Genomic DNA, 16101 nt, shown 5'->3' with positions numbered 1-16101 from the left:
TCGGACTTGACGGTGTTGCCGTAGTGGATCAGTTCGGGGGCGACCCCGGTGCGCAGCGCCTGGGCGATCTCCTGCGGGGAGGCCGCGTCGAAGCCGGAGCCGAGCCGGGCGAGGTGGTCGAGCGCCCCGTCGACCGGGCAGGCCTTCATCGCGAACCGGACGGCGACGCCGGGCAGTTCGGCGCACAGAGCGGTGTACTGGCGGCCGATGCCGTCCAGGTCGTAGATCAGGGTGTCCTCGGCGGCGGCGGCGAGCGCGGCGCGCAGGGCGGTGTGGCCGTGCGGGTCGCGGCGGGGCGTGGCGTCGGCGTGCACGGCGGTCGGGGCGCGGTGGCCCGGGTGCCGGGCGCCGGTTCCGCAGCCGTCGGCCTGGTGGCGCGGGTCGGTGGTCTGACGTATCACGGATGAACTCCCGGTCCGCTAGCGCGGCAGCCGTTCGGTGGAGGTGGCTCTGCTCGCCCGCACCAGCGGGCCCCACGCGTCGATCAGCAGCGCGAAGTCCTCGATGTCCGCCTGCGCCTCGTCGAGCAGACGCGCCCGTCGGGGCGCCAGGTGGTCGGCGAACTCGGCGTACTTCCCACCGAGTCGGCGGTAGCAGCGGTCGAGTTCGGCGAGCCGCCGGTGGTTCTCGGTGCGGTCCGTCGCGGCGCTGCGGCGGGCGCAGTCGGCGATCACCTCGGGACGGACGCGGTGCCGCTCGTCGAGCAGGGTGTCACCGGCCAGCTCCATCTCGGAGTAGACCGGGTAGAGGTAGAGCATGGAGAGCAGGAACTTGGCGTAGCGCTCCTGGTAGGCAGTGAAGCCGGAGCCGGTGCGGCGTTCCGGGGTGTAGTAGTTGACGATGTGCCGGTTGTGGGTGACCCCGGGCAGGGTGGCGTCGTACACCAGGTGGTGCAGGAAGTAGTCGCTGCCGATGGTGTCGGTGGCGGGCGGCAGCGGGACGCGCTCGTACACCTCGTGGTCGAGGGCGATGTTGCACATGTCGATCCGCCAGATGTCGGGCCGGTCGAGCACGGCGCGGTCGGCGGTGAAGGGCTCGGTGCCGGCGCCGATGAAGGACTCGGCGACGAGTTCGCGTTTCTGGTCCTCGGTGGCCGCGCCGGGTGCCCAGAGCGCGACCACGTCGTGGTAGACCTCGGGGTCGAGGTCGTGGATCTCGCCGAGGTCGACGGAGAGTTCGCCGATGAAGGAGGCGCCGACCAGGGCGACGGGCTTGTCGGCGTGCGCCGGGTCGAGGGTGTGCCCGGTGACGGCGGCGGCCGCGTCGGCGGCCTTGGCGCCGATCGTGGCGAGCTCGTGCTCGATCGGGAACACCGGTTCGCCGTCGAGCAGTTGGTAGCGGCTGTCGGAGTCGCGGCGGTGCACCGAGGTGCAGCCGAGCGCGGCGGCCAGCAGGAAGGCCCGGTTGGTGCAGGCACCGTAGGAGACGGCGTCGGGCAGCATCAGGTCGAGCAGCTTGTCCGGCCCGGCGAGGCCGGAGCGGTCGATCGCCGCGCGTAGGAAGGCGCGTTGGGCCGCCTCGTCCAGGTGGTGGACGACCACGCCTTCGACCGGCGGCAACGCGGCGACGGCCTCGGCGTGGCGCCGGTGGTCCTGCGGGTCGGCGGAGTCGAGCACCAGCAGGTGCACCTGGACGCCGAACCGCCGCACGGCGTAGGCGGCTTCGGCGCCGATCGCAGTGATGGTGCCCGCGCACTCGCGGTTGGTGGGCAGGGTCAGGCAGACGGCGCGCATTCCCGCTCCCCCGTGGGCTCCTCGAAGGTATCGCCGGTCCAGGACCGCAGGCCGAGCAACTTCTCCCCCAGTTCGGTCAGTTCGGCGGGCCCGTAGCGCAGCGCCTCGGGCTTGTCGGCGTCCCCGACCAGGGTGCGGTTCCAGTCCGGGGTGCTGAGCGTGCGCCAGGATTCGACCCGGGAGCGGCGCAGCGGCTCGGCCTCCTCCAGGGCGGGCATCATCGACAGGTACTGCACGGCGCGCACGCCGTCGGCCGAGGTGTTGCGGGCGACGCCGTGGGCCAGCAAGCCGTTCCAGATCAGCAGGTCGCCGGCCTTCAACTCGGGCCGGATCACCGGGAACTCGTCGCGGTCGACGGCCGGTCGGATCGGGTCGCGGTCGGCGGGCTGGGCGGCCTGCCACGCGTTGAAGCGGCGGAACAGCTCCGGGTCGCACTGGAAGCCGCCGTGGTCGGGTTCGGTGTCGTTGAGCGCGATGATGCCCTGGACGCGCTGCGGCAGCATGCCCCGGGTGGTGTCGACGTCCCAGTGCAGTTCGATGTCGAAGCCCTTGTCGGTGGGTTCGATGAGCGCGCGGTCGCGGTTGCGGACGTTCGGCGGGTTGAGGTTGAGCCGGTCGAGGGTGACCCAGAGCTCCTCGCAGTCCCACACGTCCACGAAGGCGTCGTAGACGCGCTGTGACTGGCGGCTGTCCCAGATGAGTTGGTGGTGGTAGGCCTCGACGAAGCCGTAGATGTGCAGGTGCTGGTCGAGTTCGTCGCGGTAGTCGCGCTCGCGGTACCACTCCTCGGGCCGGTCGGGCGACAGGCCCTGGAAGTCCCAGGCGAAGTCGAGCAGGCGCTCGGCGGCCTCGGCCGGGATCGCCTGCCTCACCACGACGTAGCCGTAGGTCTGCCAGTGCGCGTAGTCCTGCTCGGAGAGCACCCGCAGCGGGCGCTCCTTGCGCAGTTCGCGCAGGGCGGTGCGGGCGAGGTAGCTCTCGGTGTCGGCGCTGAAGTAGGGGCGCGGCGAGGCGGCCCGGTACAGATATTCCTGTTGTTGTTCGTCAGGGCTCGGCATGGGCGGTCACTCCATGGTTCGTGGTCGATGCGGCGCTTCCCCGGGCGCCCGGTGCGGGCACGGCGAGCCGACGGCCGGTCGTTCGACCGGAAGGGGAATTCGGTGCGCGGACCGGACGCCCGTCCGCATGCACTCCCCGTCGCCTCGGTCCGCGAGCACGGGGCAGCGCATGCCAGGAGGGTCAACTCTCCCGTCCGGCAGGGCCTCTCATCCCGCATCAGCCTCCGCCGAACCGCACCCCCCATACGTTGGACTAGACCAACTAATGGTGTCAACCCTTTCCCGCGGGTTGCCGATTGGGAAATCAGCGCAGTTCACGGCGGCTCTCGCGGTTCGCTTTATGTTTCGGGGACCGACATAAGGACGGGTATGTTTCGGGAATTGACATAACCGGCAGCGGTGGACCCCGGCGCCCAGCGCACCGTCACGCCGGGCCCGCGCCGCCCGCCCGCCGTAGCTTGGGACTGTGGGACGCACCCGGCTGGCACGCACCCGGCTGGCCCCGCCCGGCTGGCTGACCGAGGGCCTGCGGCCCCGGGACACGCCGATCCCCTGGGCCGCGGTGGCCCGCGCCTCGGTCGCGCTCGCCGCCCCTATCGCGGTCGGCACCGCCGCCGGGCGGCCCGGCTACGGCGCGCTGGTGTCGCTGGGCGCGGTGTCCGGCGTCATCGGGGACACCGCCGACGCCTACCGGATGCGGGTGTTCAACATCGCCGTCCCGCAGCTGGTCGGCGCCCTCGGGGTGCTGGTCGGCACCCAGGTGTACGGCTCCGGCTGGACGGCCGTCGTGGTGCTGACCGTCGTCGCGCTGGTCTCCGGCATGATCTCCTCGATCGGCGCGGTCGCCTCCGTCTCCGGACTGCTCCTGCTGCTCAACACCGTGGTCGGGTCCGGCCTGCCGATGCCCTCCCCCTGGTGGCTGCCGCCCGCCCTGCTGCTGCTCGGCGGCCTGCTGGTGCTCGCCCTGACCCTGCTGGCCTGGCCACTGCGCGCCGGCACGCCCGAACGCGGGATCGTCGCGGACACCTACCGGGCGGTCGCCGGAATGTTGGAGGCCGCCGGCTCGCCCGGATACGACGCCAAGCGGCGCGAGCTCACCCATTCGCTCAACCAGTCCTACGACCTGCTGCTGGCCCGCCGCGCCCGCCAGCACGGCCGCTCCCCCACCCTGGTCCGGCTGCTCGCCCAGCTCAACGCGGTGATCCCCGTGGTCGAGGGCGCCTCGGCGGTCCACCTGCGCCCGCCCGAGTTCGGCCCGCTGGCGCCCGGCTACCCGGCCGCCGTCCGCGAGTTGGCCGCGGCGGTCGAGCTGGGCCGCACCGACCCCGCACCCCCGCCCGACCTGCCCGAACCGCGCGGCCCGTCCACCCGCGCGCTGGCCGAGGCGATCCGCCACGCCGCCGCCGTGGTGCACGAGGCCGAGCCGGACCCGTACACCTCCGACGACCGGCTCGGCCGGCCCGCCGCCCTGGAGGTCCGGGCCCGGCGGGCGGCCCGGGCGCTGCTGCTGTCCGGAGCGTCCTGGCGGTACGGACTGCGGCTGGCGCTGTGCATCGGGCTGGCCCAGGTGCTGGTGTCGGTGATCGCGGTGCCCCGCTCGTACTGGGTGACGCTGACCGTGACCTTCGTGATGAAACCCGACTACGGCTCGGTGTTCTCCCGCGCGGTGCTGCGCGCGCTCGGCACGGCCGCCGGGCTGCTGATCGCCATTCCGGTGCTGGCCGAGGTGCCGCACGGCTGGTGGGACGTGCCGGTGATGGCGGCGCTGGCCACGCTGATCCCGGCGCTGTCGGCCAAGGGGTACGCCTTCCAGACCGCGGCGATCACCCCGGTGATCCTGCTGCTCTCCGACCTGCTCAACCACCAGGGCTTCCACCTGGTGCTGCCCCGGCTCTACGACTCGCTGATCGGCTGCGGAATCTCGCTGCTGGCCGGCTACCTGCTGTGGCCGGAGTCCTGGCACACCCGGATCGGCGACCGGCTGGCCGACGCCGTCCAGGACACCGCTTCGTACGTGTCGCTGGCCTTCACCACCGCGCCCGGCCGCGACGAGCCGGCCCGGGCCCGCTACCGGCGGCGGCTCTACCGGGACCTGTCCACCGTGCGCAGCGAGTTCCAGCGGGCGCTCACCGAGCCGCCGCCGGTCGGTACCCGGGCGGAGGCCTGGTGGCCGCTGGTGATCGCGGTGGAGCGGATCGTGGACACCACCACCGCCACCCGGGTACGGGCCGAGCACGGCGCGCCCGTGCCCACCCCGGCCGAGGTCGGCACCGTCACCCAGGAGCTGACCGATCTGGCCGCGGCGCTGCGAACCGGCGCCCCGCTGCCCCCGGCCGAACCGGACGCGGTGGCGCCGGACTGCGTGCTGGCCCGGCTGCTCCACGAGGTGCACGCGGCGAGGTCGGTCGCGGCGCCTTGACCCCCGGTCGCGGAGTCCTGCGGGTCAGTCCTGGATACGCCGCCAGGGCCGGTCCGTCTCCAGCGCGAAGGCCAGCTCCAGCAGCAGCCGTTCCTGCCCGTGCGCGGCCGACAGGTGCACCCCGATCGGCAGGCCGCCGGGCGCCGCCCCGGTGGGCAGCGCGATGCCCGGGCCGCCGGTCACGTTGTTGACCGGGGTGAAGGCGACGTAGCGCAGCAGCCGCTCGACCAGCTCGTCGAAGGCCACGTTCGGGCTCAGGTGGCCGATCGGCGGGGCGGTGTGGGCGAGCACCGGGGAGAGGATCGCGTCGTGGTCGCGGAAGATCCCCGCGTACACAGCCTCGGCCCGGCGCAGCCGGCGCAGTACGCCCGGGGTGCGCGGGAACTCGGCCTGGAAGCGGCGGCGCAGACCGGTGGTCAGGCCGTCCAGCCTGCCGCTGCGGAAGCTCGGGTCGAGCACCAGCCGGCCGGTGACCGCGATCACCCAGGCGATGTAGCCCCAGTACGAGAGGAAGTCGCGGGAGAACTCCTCGCCGAAGGGCAGGGTGGTCGGCTCCACCCGGTGGCCCATCGCCTCCAGCCGGGCGGCGGTCTCCTCGACCGCCCGGCGGGTCGGCTCGTCGGTCTTGGCGATCGGCGAGTCCACCACCAGCCCGATCCGCAGCGCCCGCCCGCCCGGGCCCTCGACCAGGCCGAGCGGGGGCAGCTTCGGGTTGTGGTGGTGACGTTCGGCGGCGGCGAGGAAGGCGGCGGTGTCGCGCACCGAGCGGGTCACCACCCCGTCGGTGACCAGGTCGATCGGCAGTTTGCCGCCCTGGGCGTTGGTCACCAGCCGGCCCCGGGTGGGCTTGAGGCCGATCAGTCCGCAGCAGGCCGCCGGGATCCGGATCGACCCGCCGCCGTCGTTGGCGTGCGCGATCGGCACCACACCGGCGGCGACCAGCGCGGCCGAGCCGCCCGAGGAGGCGCCCGCCGAGTGCGAGGGCTTCCAGGGATTGCGCACCGGCTGGGCGGCGGCGAACTCGGTGGAGGCGTTGAGGCCGAACTCGGGCAGCCGGGTCTTGCCGAGCACGGCCAGGCCGGTGGACAGCAACTGGTCGGTGAAGCGCGCGTTGCGGCGGGCCGGGCGGGCGCGGAAGGCCTCGCTGCCCATGGCGGTCGGCAGGCCGCGCAGGTCCACGTTGTCCTTGAGGTAGGTCGGCACGCCCCAGAGCGGGCCGCCGATGCCCTCCCGGCTGATCCGCGGCCGTTCGTACGAGGCGTGGGCGACGGGCAGCAGCGCGCCGTCGATCCGCCCGGCGCGGGCGACGGCCGCGGCGACCAGCTCGCGGGGGTTGACCTCACCGGCCCGCACCAGGGCGGCCAGCGCCACCGCGTCGTGCGCGCCGAGGGCGTCGTCGGTGAACGCGTGGGCCCGCTCGTCGGTCATTCAACTCCCCATTCCCCGCCGGGCCTTCTACTGCCCGGTAGTACTGACCGGTAGTCTCACAAGAGTTCGCAGTGTAGGCACGCGACACCACCGCCCGATAGCCGTTGCGTGATTCTCGGCGGTTCTCTCGCTGAGTCTCTTCCTGCTTCATCGACCGCAGCCAACTCTGGAGAGTGAGGTCTTACGCGGTCTCCACGAGGCGTTTCTCCTCTCCGGGGAACTTCCCGGCGAGGGTTCCGATGTCAAACGGTCAGATCGGCGAGCATCGCCTCCAGCAGGTTCCGGGCCGCGTTGTCGTCCCGTTCGTGGACGGTGCCGCATCCGGTGCACACCCATGCGCGGTCGGCGAGGGCCAGGGCGCGGTTGACGCGGTGGCAGTGCCCGCACTGCTTGGAGGAAGGGAACCAGCGGTCGGCTTTGCAGAGTCGGGAGCCGTACCAGTCGGCCTTGCATTCAAGCTGCCGGACGAACTCTGCGAATCCGGCGTCGGAGACGGCGCGGGACAGTCTGCGGTTCCTGACCATGCCCTTGACGTGTAGGGTTTCCACGGCGATAGCGGACTTGGTTCTCGTCAGCCCGGTGGTGGTCTTGTACAGGAAGTCCCTGCGCCGGTCGGCGACACGCAGGTGGAGCCGGCCGACACGACGCACGGCCTTGTTCCGGTTCTTCGAGCCCTCCGTGGACTTGGACAGCTTCCGGTTGGCCTGCCTCAGGGCGCGCAGCGCGGCCTTGAGCGGCTTGGGCGCGTGGATCTCCTCCCGGGTGCCGTCGCAGTTGCGGATGACGGAGAACGTCTTCAGGCCCAGGTCGATTCCGCACTTCGGTGCATCAGCCGCGGCCCGGTGGCGTTCATTGATCTCGTCCCGATCCACCTCGACCTGGAAGGAGATCCACCACCGCCCGGCCTGCTCGCGGATCGTCGCGCCGAGGATGCGAGCCTGCCCGCTGGCCATGCGGCCGGTGAGCCAGGACATGTCCTCACGGACCACCACATCGCCGATCGCCGGCAGCCGGACCGTGCGGGCATCGAGCGGCTTGGCCCGGTCCGCGTCGCAGCGGAACCGGGAGCCGTCCTTGCGTTTGCGCCACGTCGGGAAGCCCATCCGCTGCCCCTTACGCTTGCCCTGCTTGGACTTCAGGTAGTTGGAGAACCCGGCCGCCCGCACCCGACACGCTTCCTTCGGTATCCGGGAGGACAACTTGCCCTCACCGAACCACGGGAACAGCTCCGGATGCCTGGCACGCCACTCCGCCTCCAGCGCCGGCGCCGGCGCCGACCACGGAACCCTGGTCAGCTGGTCGCCGGTGATGCCGTAGGTCTCCTCCGCCTTGCGCTGCGCCCACTTCTTGCGGACGGTCTCCAGGCAGAAGTTCTCCACCACCCGCGACAGCCCGCAGTGCCGCCCCATCAGGACGGCCTGCCCGGCATCGGGGGCGAGCTCGTACCGCAGGCCCTGCTTGTGGCTCACCCAGCGTCCTGCGCCGCTGCGGCGAGGGCCTTCTTCGCCCGGTTGCGGGCGGCACGGCGGCCGTACAGGCGCACGCAGAACGAGGTGAGGACATCGGTCATGTCGCGCACCAGATCGTCCTCGACCTCACCGTCATCCACGACCCGCACGGTACGGCCCTGCGCCGACAGTGCGGCCTCGATGTACTCCACGCCGAACCGGGCCAGCCGGTCACGGTGCTCGACCACGATCACGGAGACGTCCGGATCTGCGAGCAGCCGCTTGAGCTTGGGCCGGGCACCGTTGAGCGCCGAGCCGACCTCGGAGACCACTTTGACCACGGGCAGCTTGTTTCCGGTTGCCCATTCGGTCAGCCGGGCGACCTGCCGGTCAAGGTCCGGCTTCTGGTCCACCGACGACACCCGCGCGTACAACGCGGCGCCCCCGGCGGACTGTTCGCCCTGTGTGAGGACGAGGTACCGGCCCGTGGCCGTCTTGACCACTGGTACGGGCATCTTGTTCTCGCGCGCCCACTTCCAGGCGGTCTGATAGTGCACGCCCTGAATGCGTGCCCAATCACTGAGTCGCATGGGAAGACCGTAACAAAGGAGCACTGAGAATCACTGAGGAACTACTCATCAGTTTCAAGCCCCACGCCAGGGCTCGCCCCCGGCGGCCCTACCGCGATCCGGCAAACACCGGACGGCGCACGGGCGTTCGGCATGCGCCCCCGCGTCCACCCCACCCGCCGGTCGCGAACCGTTTCGCCCGCGGGCCCCGGGAAAGATCCCGATCGCCCATCGATCCGGCCATCCCCCACCCGAGGTGACGCCCGTGACCACCCAGTACCACCCGACCGCCCGATACACCTCGGCCACCGCCCCCGGCGCGCTCCCCCTGCTCGGCCACGTCCCCGCCTTCCTCCACCGCCCCTTCGGCTTCATGGCCGGCCTGGCCGCCCACGGCGACCTGGTCAGACTCCGGCTCGGCCCGCTCGACGCGTACGTGGCCTGCCACCCCGACCTGGTGCGCCGGCTGCTCACCGAGGACCGCACCTACGACAAGGGCGGGGTCATCATCGACAAGGCCCGCGAGGCCTTCGGCAACGGCCTCGCCACCTGCCCCGCCGCCGACCACCGGCGCCAACGCCGCATGCTGCAACCCGCGTTCCACCGTGACCGGCTGCCCGGCTACGCCACCATGATGGCCGAGGAGATCGCCGGCACCACCGCCCACTGGCGCGACGGCGACGTGATCGACGTGCCCGCCGCGATGTACCACCTCACCACCGCCGTCACGGCCCGCTGCCTGTTCGCCGCCCACGAACGGGCCGGCTCGCTGCCCGTGCACGAGTGCATGGACGTGGTCACCCGGGGGGTCGCCCGGCGCATCATGCTGCCGATCCCCGGCGCCGACCGGATCCCCACCCCCGGAAACCGCCGCTTCCGCCGCGCCGAGCGGAACCTGCGCGAGATCACCGGACGGCTGATCGCCGACTACCGCGCCGCCGGCACCGACCGCAACGACCTGCTCTCCATGCTGCTCAGCGCCCTCGACGAGAACGGCAACGGCCTATCCGACACCGAGGTCCACGACCAGGTGGTCACCTTCCTGATGGCCGGGACGGAGACCACCGCCGCCACCCTCTCCTGGGCCTGGACCCTGCTCGCCGCCAACCCGGCCATCCGCGACCGCCTGAACGCCGAACTCGACACCGTCCTCGACGGGCGCCCCGCCCGCTACGAGGACCTGCCCGCGCTGCCGCTCACCGCCCGGATCGTCAGCGAGACGCTGCGGCTCTACCCGGTGTCCTGGGTGCTCAGCCGCACCGTCGCCACCGACGCCGAGCTCGGCGGCCACCGCATCCCGGCCGGCGCCACCATCCTGTTCAGCCCCTACCTGCTGCACCGCCGCGCCGACCTGTTCCCCTGCCCCGACCGCTTCGACCCCGACCGCTGGCTCACCACCGCCCGCCCCGCCCCCGGCACCTACGTCCCCTTCGGCCTCGGCGCCCGCCGCTGCATCGGCGAGGCCTTCGGCACCACCGAGGCCGCCCTCGCCATCGCCACCGTCGCCGCCCGCTGGACCGTCACCCCCACCCCCGGCCGCCCGGTCCGCCCCGCCCGCAGCTCCTCGATGTCCCCCCGCCCCTTCACGGCGACGCTGGCCCGCCGCTGAGCCGCCGCCGTGGTGGCGGTGCCGCAGATCAGGTGTTGATCAAAGCCCGGTAGCGTGCCGGGCATGAACGCTCGATCCCCGCTGGCCCTCCTGACCGGGCTGCTGCGCGCCGTCCGGACGTACCCGCGCCGCTCACCGCTGACGTTCGTCTACGTCGGCGTGCTCCTGCTCGGGCACGCCTGGGTCGAGTACGGGCTCTCCAACGCGGGGGCCGACGACCTACGGGACTACATCAGCACCAATCTGGACAACCTCCACGACCACCCGGTCAGGGCCCTGTTCGGCAGTGCGCTGCTGTACGACGGCACGCTCACCGACGTCACCTCGACCGGCTTCGGCGGCACCCTGATCACCCTCGGCCTCGGCATCGTCGTCAGCCTGGCCTGGGCCGAACGCCGCTACGGGACGCTGCGCGCCGCCGCGGTCTTCCTCGCCGGGCACATCGGCGCGACCCTGATCACCGCCCTGGTCATCCTGCTCGCACTGCGGCAGGACTGGTACCCGGAGAGCGTGCGGGCGGCCTCGGACTACGGCATCAGCTACGGCGCCCAGGCCGCCCTCGCGTTCGTGGTCCTCGCCCTGCCCCGCTGGGCCCGGCTGCCCTGGGCCGCCTTCGTCCTCGCCTGGCCGCTCGGCGGCGACCACGCATGGCCCGGCCCGCTCCCCGAGTTCACCACCGTCGGCCACCTCCTCGCCGCCGCCCTCGGCTTCACCCTGGCCGCCGCCACGGCCGCCACCACCCGCCACCGCACGGACGCACCCGCCACCGCACGCCCGGAGGGGTGATCGACCCTCGCGAACGTGACGGATGTCACTGGGTCGGATTGAAACCCCGTCACCCGGTGCATCGATCTGATTACCGCAAGTACCAGATCAGCCAGCACGTACGGGGGAAGCACTATGGCGGATGACGGACCGAAAGTGAGCGGCGAACAGCACGAGCTCCGGACGGGGGCGGCGCGTGGGTGAGTCCACGGCGGCGAAGGCCGTCCAGAAGCTCACCGGCATGTGGTGGCCTGACGCCGACCCGACAAGCTCCGCAAGGTCGCGGACGCCTGGGAGGCGATGGCCACCGCCATCGACAACGTCACCGTCCCCACCAACCAGGCCGCCGCCGCCATCGTCGCCAACAACCACGGCCCGGCCATCGACGCCTTCGGCAAGTTCTGGGGCCAGTACTACGACGGCAAGGACAGCGCCGGCAAGGGCAAGGGCTGGCTCCCCGAAACCGCCGACGCCTGCCGCGCCCTCGCCAAGGCCCTGCGCGACTTCGCCACCGAGGTCGACAAGGCCGTCAAGAAACTCGAACAGGAAGCCGCGATCGTCGGCGCCACCCTCGTCGCCGGCACCGCCCTCGCCTTCTTCACCGCCGGCATCTCCGAGGGCATCGCCACGGGCGCCGCAGCCGCCATCGTCGCCACCGCCGCCGGCCTGGGTGTCACCGTCTCCGAGACCATCGCCACCATCGCCGCCACCGTCCTGGTCGGCGCCGCGTTCGGCGCCGTCGAGGCCATCACCGTCGACCTCGCCGTCGCCCAGCCGATCCGGGTCGAGTTCTTCGACGACGGCGGCTACAGCTTCAAGGAGGCCGTCGACTCCGCCGAGACCGGCGGCATCATGGGCGGCGCCGGCGGCGGCCTCGGCGCCGGCGGCCGCGTCGTCGCCAACGCCGCCGAGGGCGCCGAGAACGCCTCCGTCGCCCTGGCCGGCCTCGCCAAGGTCGCGGGCGCCGCCGACTCCCTCCCCGGCCGCATGGTCACCGGCGCCGGCCTCACCTACGGCTACGACGCCGAGTTCAAGACCGGCCCGGTCATGCCCCTCGACATCGTCGTCGGCGCTGCCGGCGGCGCGACAGGACCACGCGGGCATCCCGGCGACAGCGCTCCCCGCGGCCCGAAGCATGCCAAACCGGTCGAGCTACCGATGCCCGGCAAATTGCCGCTTGAGTATATTGAAGATCACCCGAGCATCGCGAAGGTGAAAACGGAGCTGGCACGCGTGCCGGACGAGATCTTCGACAAGGTCTTGGAGCATCTGAAAGAGGAGCCGGGCGGCGGGATCAGCATCGGCCCCCGGCCCATCACGCAGCTTCCGGGCGGCTACCATCTCTCCGGCGTCAGCCCGGTAGGAGGCACTTCACCGGCAGACTACATACCTGGTATGTATATACCCGGCCAGCGTTGACTTCTGGTCAATTCCACTGCCGAAACGCCCAGCAGTGTTGCTGTCCATGAGTTCGGGCACGCGGTCGATGACGCCTATGGCAATTTGAGTCGCCAGCCGGAGTGGCAGCATGTGCAACAGCAGGTCATGGACCGGATCGGCTACAAACTGGACGCGTACATCCGCCAGCCGCACGAGTACTTCGCCGAGGCGTTCAACAACTGGACCGCCAAGACGCTGGACAAATTCACGTACGGCGACCGCGAGGCGGCGCAGATTCTGGAGGAGTATTTTGAGCGAGCATTCTGAGAGCTACCATGTCACCGGGAACCCGATGCTCGACGCCAATGGCGTCACCATCTGGCAGCGGTACGGCGGAAGGGCCCCGGAGGGGTACTTCTACGACGGCTGGCATAAGTTCGAGCCGGGGGACCCCCAGTACGACGAACTCCTCCCGCAAGCACAGCAGAATCCGCAGGATGTCGAAGAGAGTAAGGCCCCGATTTACCCCAAGACCTTGGCCAAGCTGGAGGAGATGCAGCGCAAGACCCGGGAGCGGAACTCGGAGCAGTAGCGGGGCAGTCGCGGGGCGACGACCCCGTCCGCCGTCAGCGTGGCGGCCGGCCTCCGGCCGCCATGCTGGTCAGCAGGCGCTCGATCGCCTCCAGCCGTTCGCGCAGTTCCTCGACATCGCTCTTGGTGGCGCTCTGCTCGGCCGCCCGGATGGTGACCAGCAGCTGCCCGTCCGGTTCCAGCCTGGCGCGGGCCACGTCGCTGACGTCGTCGCCGTTCTGGAGCCGGACGGCGTGCTCGAGTTCGGACGGGCGCAGCGCCAGGCGGTGCAGCGCGCCGGGGACGAGCTTGCCGTCGCGGACGACCGTGGTGGGTTCGCCCTCCAGGACGCGGGCGGCCCGGGGGTCGCGGGCGAGCCAGCGCGTGACGGCGGAGTTGACGGCGATCAGGGTGACCGCGCCGATGGCGCCGCCGAGGAGGCTGTTGTCGTTGCCGATGATCGCGTTCTGCACCACGTTGGAGAGCAGGAACACGACCACCATGTCGAAGGTGTTCAGCCCCGCCAGCCCGCGCTTCCCGGCGAACCGGAACAGGATCAGGATCAGTACGTAGACGGCGATCGTCCGGAGGATCTTCTCCACGATCGGAATCTGGACGACCACCAGGTCATGCCACACGGCCCCGCTCCTCCCACCGCGACTGTCCGGAACGGGGCCGACGCTACGCCACGCGCCCGCGACGGGCGCCGTTTGGGACCTAGGAGCGCCGCTTCGGCTTGCCGCGCCGGGCCGCGGCCGCACCGCCGCGGGCCCCGCCCTTCTGGGCCCCGCCCTTCTGGCCGCCGGCCCGCTGCTGACCGCCCGCCTTCTGCTGCTGCGGCTTCCGCGGCGCCGCCTTCTTCGGCTGAGCGGCCGGGACGGCCGCGGCCTGCCCAGTGCCCCGCCCGCGCGAGCTGTTGACCGTCCGCCCCCGGACGATCCCGATGAACTCCTCCACCAGGTCCGTCGTCCGCTCCTGCAGCCAGGACAGCGCGACCTGCGACTGCGGCGCCTCCACCACCGGCCGGTAGGTGAGGTCCCGCCGGTGGTGCAGCCGGGCCAGCGACTGCGGGACCAGCAGCACGCCGACGTTGGCCGCCACCAGCTCGATGGCGTCCGCCGTGGTCGCCGGGCGCTCGATGGCCGGGCGCCCGGGCAGGGCGTCGGCGGCCCAGCCGAGGGTGTCGTCGAGCGGGTGGAAGACCACGTCCTCGGCGAGGTCGTCGAGGGTGACCTCCTCGGCGGCGGCGAGCCAGTGGTCCTTGGGGAAGACCACGACGGTGGTCTCGGTGTACAGCGGGATCGCGCTGAGCACGTCCTTGTCGACCGGCAGACGGATCAGCCCGGCGTCCGCCGAGCCCTCCCGCACGGTCCGCTCGCCCTCCTCGGAGGGGACCGCGACGAGGTCGAGCGGGACGTCCGGGAGCCGCTCGACCCAGACCCGGGCCCATTTGCCGGGGGTCACGCCCGGGACGTACGCGAGCCGGAAGGACGGGTTCACCTGCATGTCTGTCACAGGGCAAGGCTACCGACCGTGACCGGAAGCGCCCGCGCACTCCCTTACCCTTGTCCTCATGACATCGCTCAAGCAGAAGACCAGCCAGACCATGAAGCCGGCCACGGCGGCCAAGAAGCTGGGGATCTACCTCGCCGCGGCGCCGACCGACTTCCAGGAGGGCGTGGTCTCCCGCGAGGAGCTGAACGCGCTGCAGGCCGAGCCGCCGCAGTGGCTCCAGGAGCTGCGCAAGAACGGCCCGCACCCGCGCCCGGTGATCGCCGCCAAGCTCGGTATCTCGATCTCCGGCCTGGCCCGCGGCGGCGTGACCGAGGCGCTCACCACCGAGCAGATCGAGGCCGTCAAGGCCGAGAACCCGCTCTGGCTCCAGCACGAGCGCGCCAACCAGGTGGACGTCCGCAAGGAGAACGCCCGGATCAAGGCGAAGCACGAGAAGGAGGCCGCCGAGGCCGCTGCGAAGGCCGCCAAGGAGTCCCAGGCCCGCTGACGCGCGCCCGGCGCGGTTTGTCAGACCCGTGCGCTTGGATGGTGCCGGCGTTCGTCCACGGACGGGCGCCGGCACGGCCATGAGCACATCCACACGGGAGGGCAGGCGGATGGCGGCGGCACTGAACGGTCGGATCGCCCTGGTCGCGGGAGCGACGCGGGGCGCCGGGCGGGGCATCGCGGTGGAGCTCGGCGCGGCGGGCGCGACGGTGTACGTGACCGGGCGCAGCACCCGGGAGCAGCGCTCGGAGTACGACCGGCCCGAGACGATCGAGGACACCGCCGAGTTGGTCACCGCGGCGGGCGGCCGGGGCATCGCGGTGCCGACGGACCACCTGGTCCCGGCCCAGGTGGCCGCCCTGGTGGAGCGGATCGAGGCCGAGCAGGGCCGGCTGGACGTCCTGGTGAACGACATCTGGGGCGGCGAGAAGCTGTTCGGCTGGAACACCCCGGTCTGGGAGCACAGCCTGGACGACGGCCTGCGGCTGCTGCGCCTGGCGGTGGAGACCCACGCGATCACCAGCCACCACGCCCTGCCGCTGCTGCTGAAGAACCCGGGCGGCCTGTTGGTGGAGATGACGGACGGCACGGAGGAGTACAACCGCGCCACCTACCGCAACTCCTTCTTCTACGACCTGGCCAAGGCCTCCGTCCTGCGGATGGCCTTCTCCCTGGGCCACGAGCTGGGCTCGCGCGGCGCCACCGCCGTGGCCCTGACCCCGGGGTGGATGCGCTCCGAGATCATGCTGGAGCACTTCGGTGTGACCGAGGAGAACTGGCGCGAGGCCGTGGCCCGGGAGCCGCACTTCGGCATCTCTGAGACCCCGTACTACGTCGGCCGGGCGGTCGCCGCGCTGGCCGCCGACCCGGAGGTCGCCCGCTGGAACGGACGGTCGCTCTCCAGCGGGCAGCTGGCCCAGGAGTACGGCTTCACCGACCGGGACGGCAGCCGCCCGGACTGCTGGCGCTACCTGGTCGAGGTGCAGGACACGGGCAGGCCGGCCGCGCCGGAGTCCTACCGCTGAACGTCCGCACCCCTGACTGAATCCTGAATTCCGCTTCGGCGGCGGCGCGTTCACCACGCGTGGACGGAACTCCTCTCCCTCCGCCGTGTATTGACC

General features: G+C 71.9%; 15 protein-coding genes and 1 pseudogene. 8 read left to right on the top strand and 8 right to left on the bottom strand.

Annotation, left to right across the window (positions count from 1 at the left end; all coding sequences use genetic code 11):
- The 3 genes and pseudogenes from ACFQ87_RS11500 to ACFQ87_RS11490 all read right to left on the bottom strand — a co-directional run.
- Positions 1 to 314, bottom strand: a pseudogene (locus tag ACFQ87_RS11500) (type III PLP-dependent enzyme); the annotation flags it as partial.
- Positions 315 to 419: 105 nt separating this feature from the next.
- The gene (locus ACFQ87_RS11495; RefSeq protein WP_380610441.1) at positions 420 to 1733 is read right to left on the bottom strand and encodes a DUF6271 family protein; all 1314 of its coding nucleotides are present in this window, start codon (positions 1731 to 1733) and stop codon (positions 420 to 422) included.
- Complete coding sequence (locus ACFQ87_RS11490; RefSeq protein ID WP_380610440.1) at positions 1715 to 2791, bottom strand: phytanoyl-CoA dioxygenase family protein; 1077 nt, start codon at positions 2789 to 2791, stop codon at positions 1715 to 1717. Before ACFQ87_RS11490 ends, ACFQ87_RS11495 begins: the two co-directional genes overlap by 19 nt.
- 466 nt (positions 2792 to 3257) lie before the next feature.
- On the opposite strand from ACFQ87_RS11490, the gene ACFQ87_RS11485 reads away from it, so the two are divergent.
- The gene (locus tag ACFQ87_RS11485; protein ID WP_380610439.1) at positions 3258 to 5210 is read left to right on the top strand and encodes an FUSC family protein; all 1953 of its coding nucleotides are present in this window, start codon (positions 3258 to 3260) and stop codon (positions 5208 to 5210) included.
- A gap of 24 nt (positions 5211 to 5234) precedes the next feature.
- Here the strand turns inward: ACFQ87_RS11485 and ACFQ87_RS11480 are convergent, their stop codons facing one another.
- From ACFQ87_RS11480 to ACFQ87_RS11470, 3 genes are all read right to left on the bottom strand, one after another.
- A complete protein-coding gene (locus ACFQ87_RS11480; protein ID WP_380610438.1) occupies positions 5235 to 6638 on the bottom strand; it encodes an amidase in 1404 nt (467 codons plus the stop codon).
- A gap of 242 nt (positions 6639 to 6880) precedes the next feature.
- Complete coding sequence (locus tag ACFQ87_RS11475; RefSeq protein WP_380610436.1) at positions 6881 to 8107, bottom strand: RNA-guided endonuclease InsQ/TnpB family protein; 1227 nt, start codon at positions 8105 to 8107, stop codon at positions 6881 to 6883.
- On the bottom strand, positions 8104 to 8676 hold the full coding sequence (locus ACFQ87_RS11470; RefSeq protein WP_380610435.1) for an IS607 family transposase: 573 nt from the start codon (positions 8674 to 8676) through the stop codon (positions 8104 to 8106). Before ACFQ87_RS11470 ends, ACFQ87_RS11475 begins: the two co-directional genes overlap by 4 nt.
- Before the next feature lie 244 nt (positions 8677 to 8920).
- Between ACFQ87_RS11470 and ACFQ87_RS11465 the strand changes: the two genes are divergently transcribed.
- From ACFQ87_RS11465 to ACFQ87_RS11445, 5 genes are all read left to right on the top strand, one after another.
- Entirely contained in the window at positions 8921 to 10264 is a 1344-nt protein-coding gene (locus ACFQ87_RS11465; RefSeq protein WP_380610434.1) for a cytochrome P450, read from the top strand.
- 63 nt (positions 10265 to 10327) lie between these two features.
- Positions 10328 to 11050 (top strand): rhomboid-like protein, encoded by a 723-nt coding sequence (locus ACFQ87_RS11460; protein ID WP_380610433.1) that lies wholly within the window; start codon positions 10328 to 10330, stop codon positions 11048 to 11050.
- 279 nt (positions 11051 to 11329) lie between these two features.
- Positions 11330 to 12448, top strand: a complete 1119-nt coding sequence (locus ACFQ87_RS11455) for a hypothetical protein (RefSeq protein WP_380610432.1) — start codon at positions 11330 to 11332, stop codon at positions 12446 to 12448.
- A 111-nt stretch (positions 12449 to 12559) separates the two neighbouring features.
- A complete protein-coding gene (locus ACFQ87_RS11450) occupies positions 12560 to 12736 on the top strand; it encodes a hypothetical protein (RefSeq protein ID WP_380610431.1) in 177 nt (58 codons plus the stop codon).
- A complete protein-coding gene (locus ACFQ87_RS11445) occupies positions 12720 to 13001 on the top strand; it encodes a hypothetical protein (protein WP_380610430.1) in 282 nt (93 codons plus the stop codon). Before ACFQ87_RS11450 ends, ACFQ87_RS11445 begins: the two co-directional genes overlap by 17 nt.
- Before the next feature lie 34 nt (positions 13002 to 13035).
- Here the strand turns inward: ACFQ87_RS11445 and ACFQ87_RS11440 are convergent, their stop codons facing one another.
- Together ACFQ87_RS11440 and ACFQ87_RS11435 are read right to left on the bottom strand one after the other, a co-directional pair.
- A complete protein-coding gene (locus ACFQ87_RS11440) occupies positions 13036 to 13617 on the bottom strand; it encodes a DUF421 domain-containing protein (protein WP_380610429.1) in 582 nt (193 codons plus the stop codon).
- A 79-nt stretch (positions 13618 to 13696) separates the two neighbouring features.
- A complete protein-coding gene (locus tag ACFQ87_RS11435; RefSeq protein ID WP_380610427.1) occupies positions 13697 to 14494 on the bottom strand; it encodes a LysR family substrate-binding domain-containing protein in 798 nt (265 codons plus the stop codon).
- A 58-nt stretch (positions 14495 to 14552) separates the two neighbouring features.
- Here ACFQ87_RS11435 and ACFQ87_RS11430 point away from each other — a divergent pair, with 58 nt between their 5' ends.
- Both ACFQ87_RS11430 and ACFQ87_RS11425 read left to right on the top strand, forming a co-directional pair.
- A complete protein-coding gene (locus ACFQ87_RS11430) occupies positions 14553 to 14981 on the top strand; it encodes a DUF5997 family protein (RefSeq protein ID WP_380610426.1) in 429 nt (142 codons plus the stop codon).
- A 109-nt stretch (positions 14982 to 15090) separates the two neighbouring features.
- Entirely contained in the window at positions 15091 to 16005 is a 915-nt protein-coding gene (locus ACFQ87_RS11425) for an SDR family oxidoreductase (protein WP_380610425.1), read from the top strand.
- Positions 16006 to 16101: the final 96 nt, after the last annotated feature.

The sequence above is a fragment of the Kitasatospora sp. NPDC056531 genome (assembly GCF_042794375.1).
GTDB lineage: Bacteria > Actinomycetota > Actinomycetes > Streptomycetales > Streptomycetaceae > Kitasatospora.
The sequence above is the reverse complement of the archived record's forward strand: the minus strand, read 5'-3'. Positions and strand labels throughout refer to the sequence as shown.

Excerpts from the sequence above, each read along its gene's own strand:
- ACFQ87_RS11495 (WP_380610441.1), bottom strand. The coding sequence starts at position 1,733 with ATGCGCGCCGTCTGCCTGACCCTGCCCACCAACCGCGAGTGCGCGGGC.
- ACFQ87_RS11490 (WP_380610440.1), bottom strand. The coding sequence starts at position 2,791 with ATGCCGAGCCCTGACGAACAACAACAGGAATATCTGTACCGGGCCGCC.
- ACFQ87_RS11480 (WP_380610438.1), bottom strand. The coding sequence starts at position 6,638 with ATGACCGACGAGCGGGCCCACGCGTTCACCGACGACGCCCTCGGCGCG.
- ACFQ87_RS11470 (WP_380610435.1), bottom strand. The coding sequence starts at position 8,676 with ATGCGACTCAGTGATTGGGCACGCATTCAGGGCGTGCACTATCAGACC.
- ACFQ87_RS11460 (WP_380610433.1), top strand. The coding sequence starts at position 10,328 with ATGAACGCTCGATCCCCGCTGGCCCTCCTGACCGGGCTGCTGCGCGCC.
- ACFQ87_RS11455 (WP_380610432.1), top strand. The coding sequence starts at position 11,330 with ATGGCCACCGCCATCGACAACGTCACCGTCCCCACCAACCAGGCCGCC.
- ACFQ87_RS11430 (WP_380610426.1), top strand. The coding sequence starts at position 14,553 with ATGACATCGCTCAAGCAGAAGACCAGCCAGACCATGAAGCCGGCCACG.
- ACFQ87_RS11425 (WP_380610425.1), top strand. The coding sequence starts at position 15,091 with ATGGCGGCGGCACTGAACGGTCGGATCGCCCTGGTCGCGGGAGCGACG.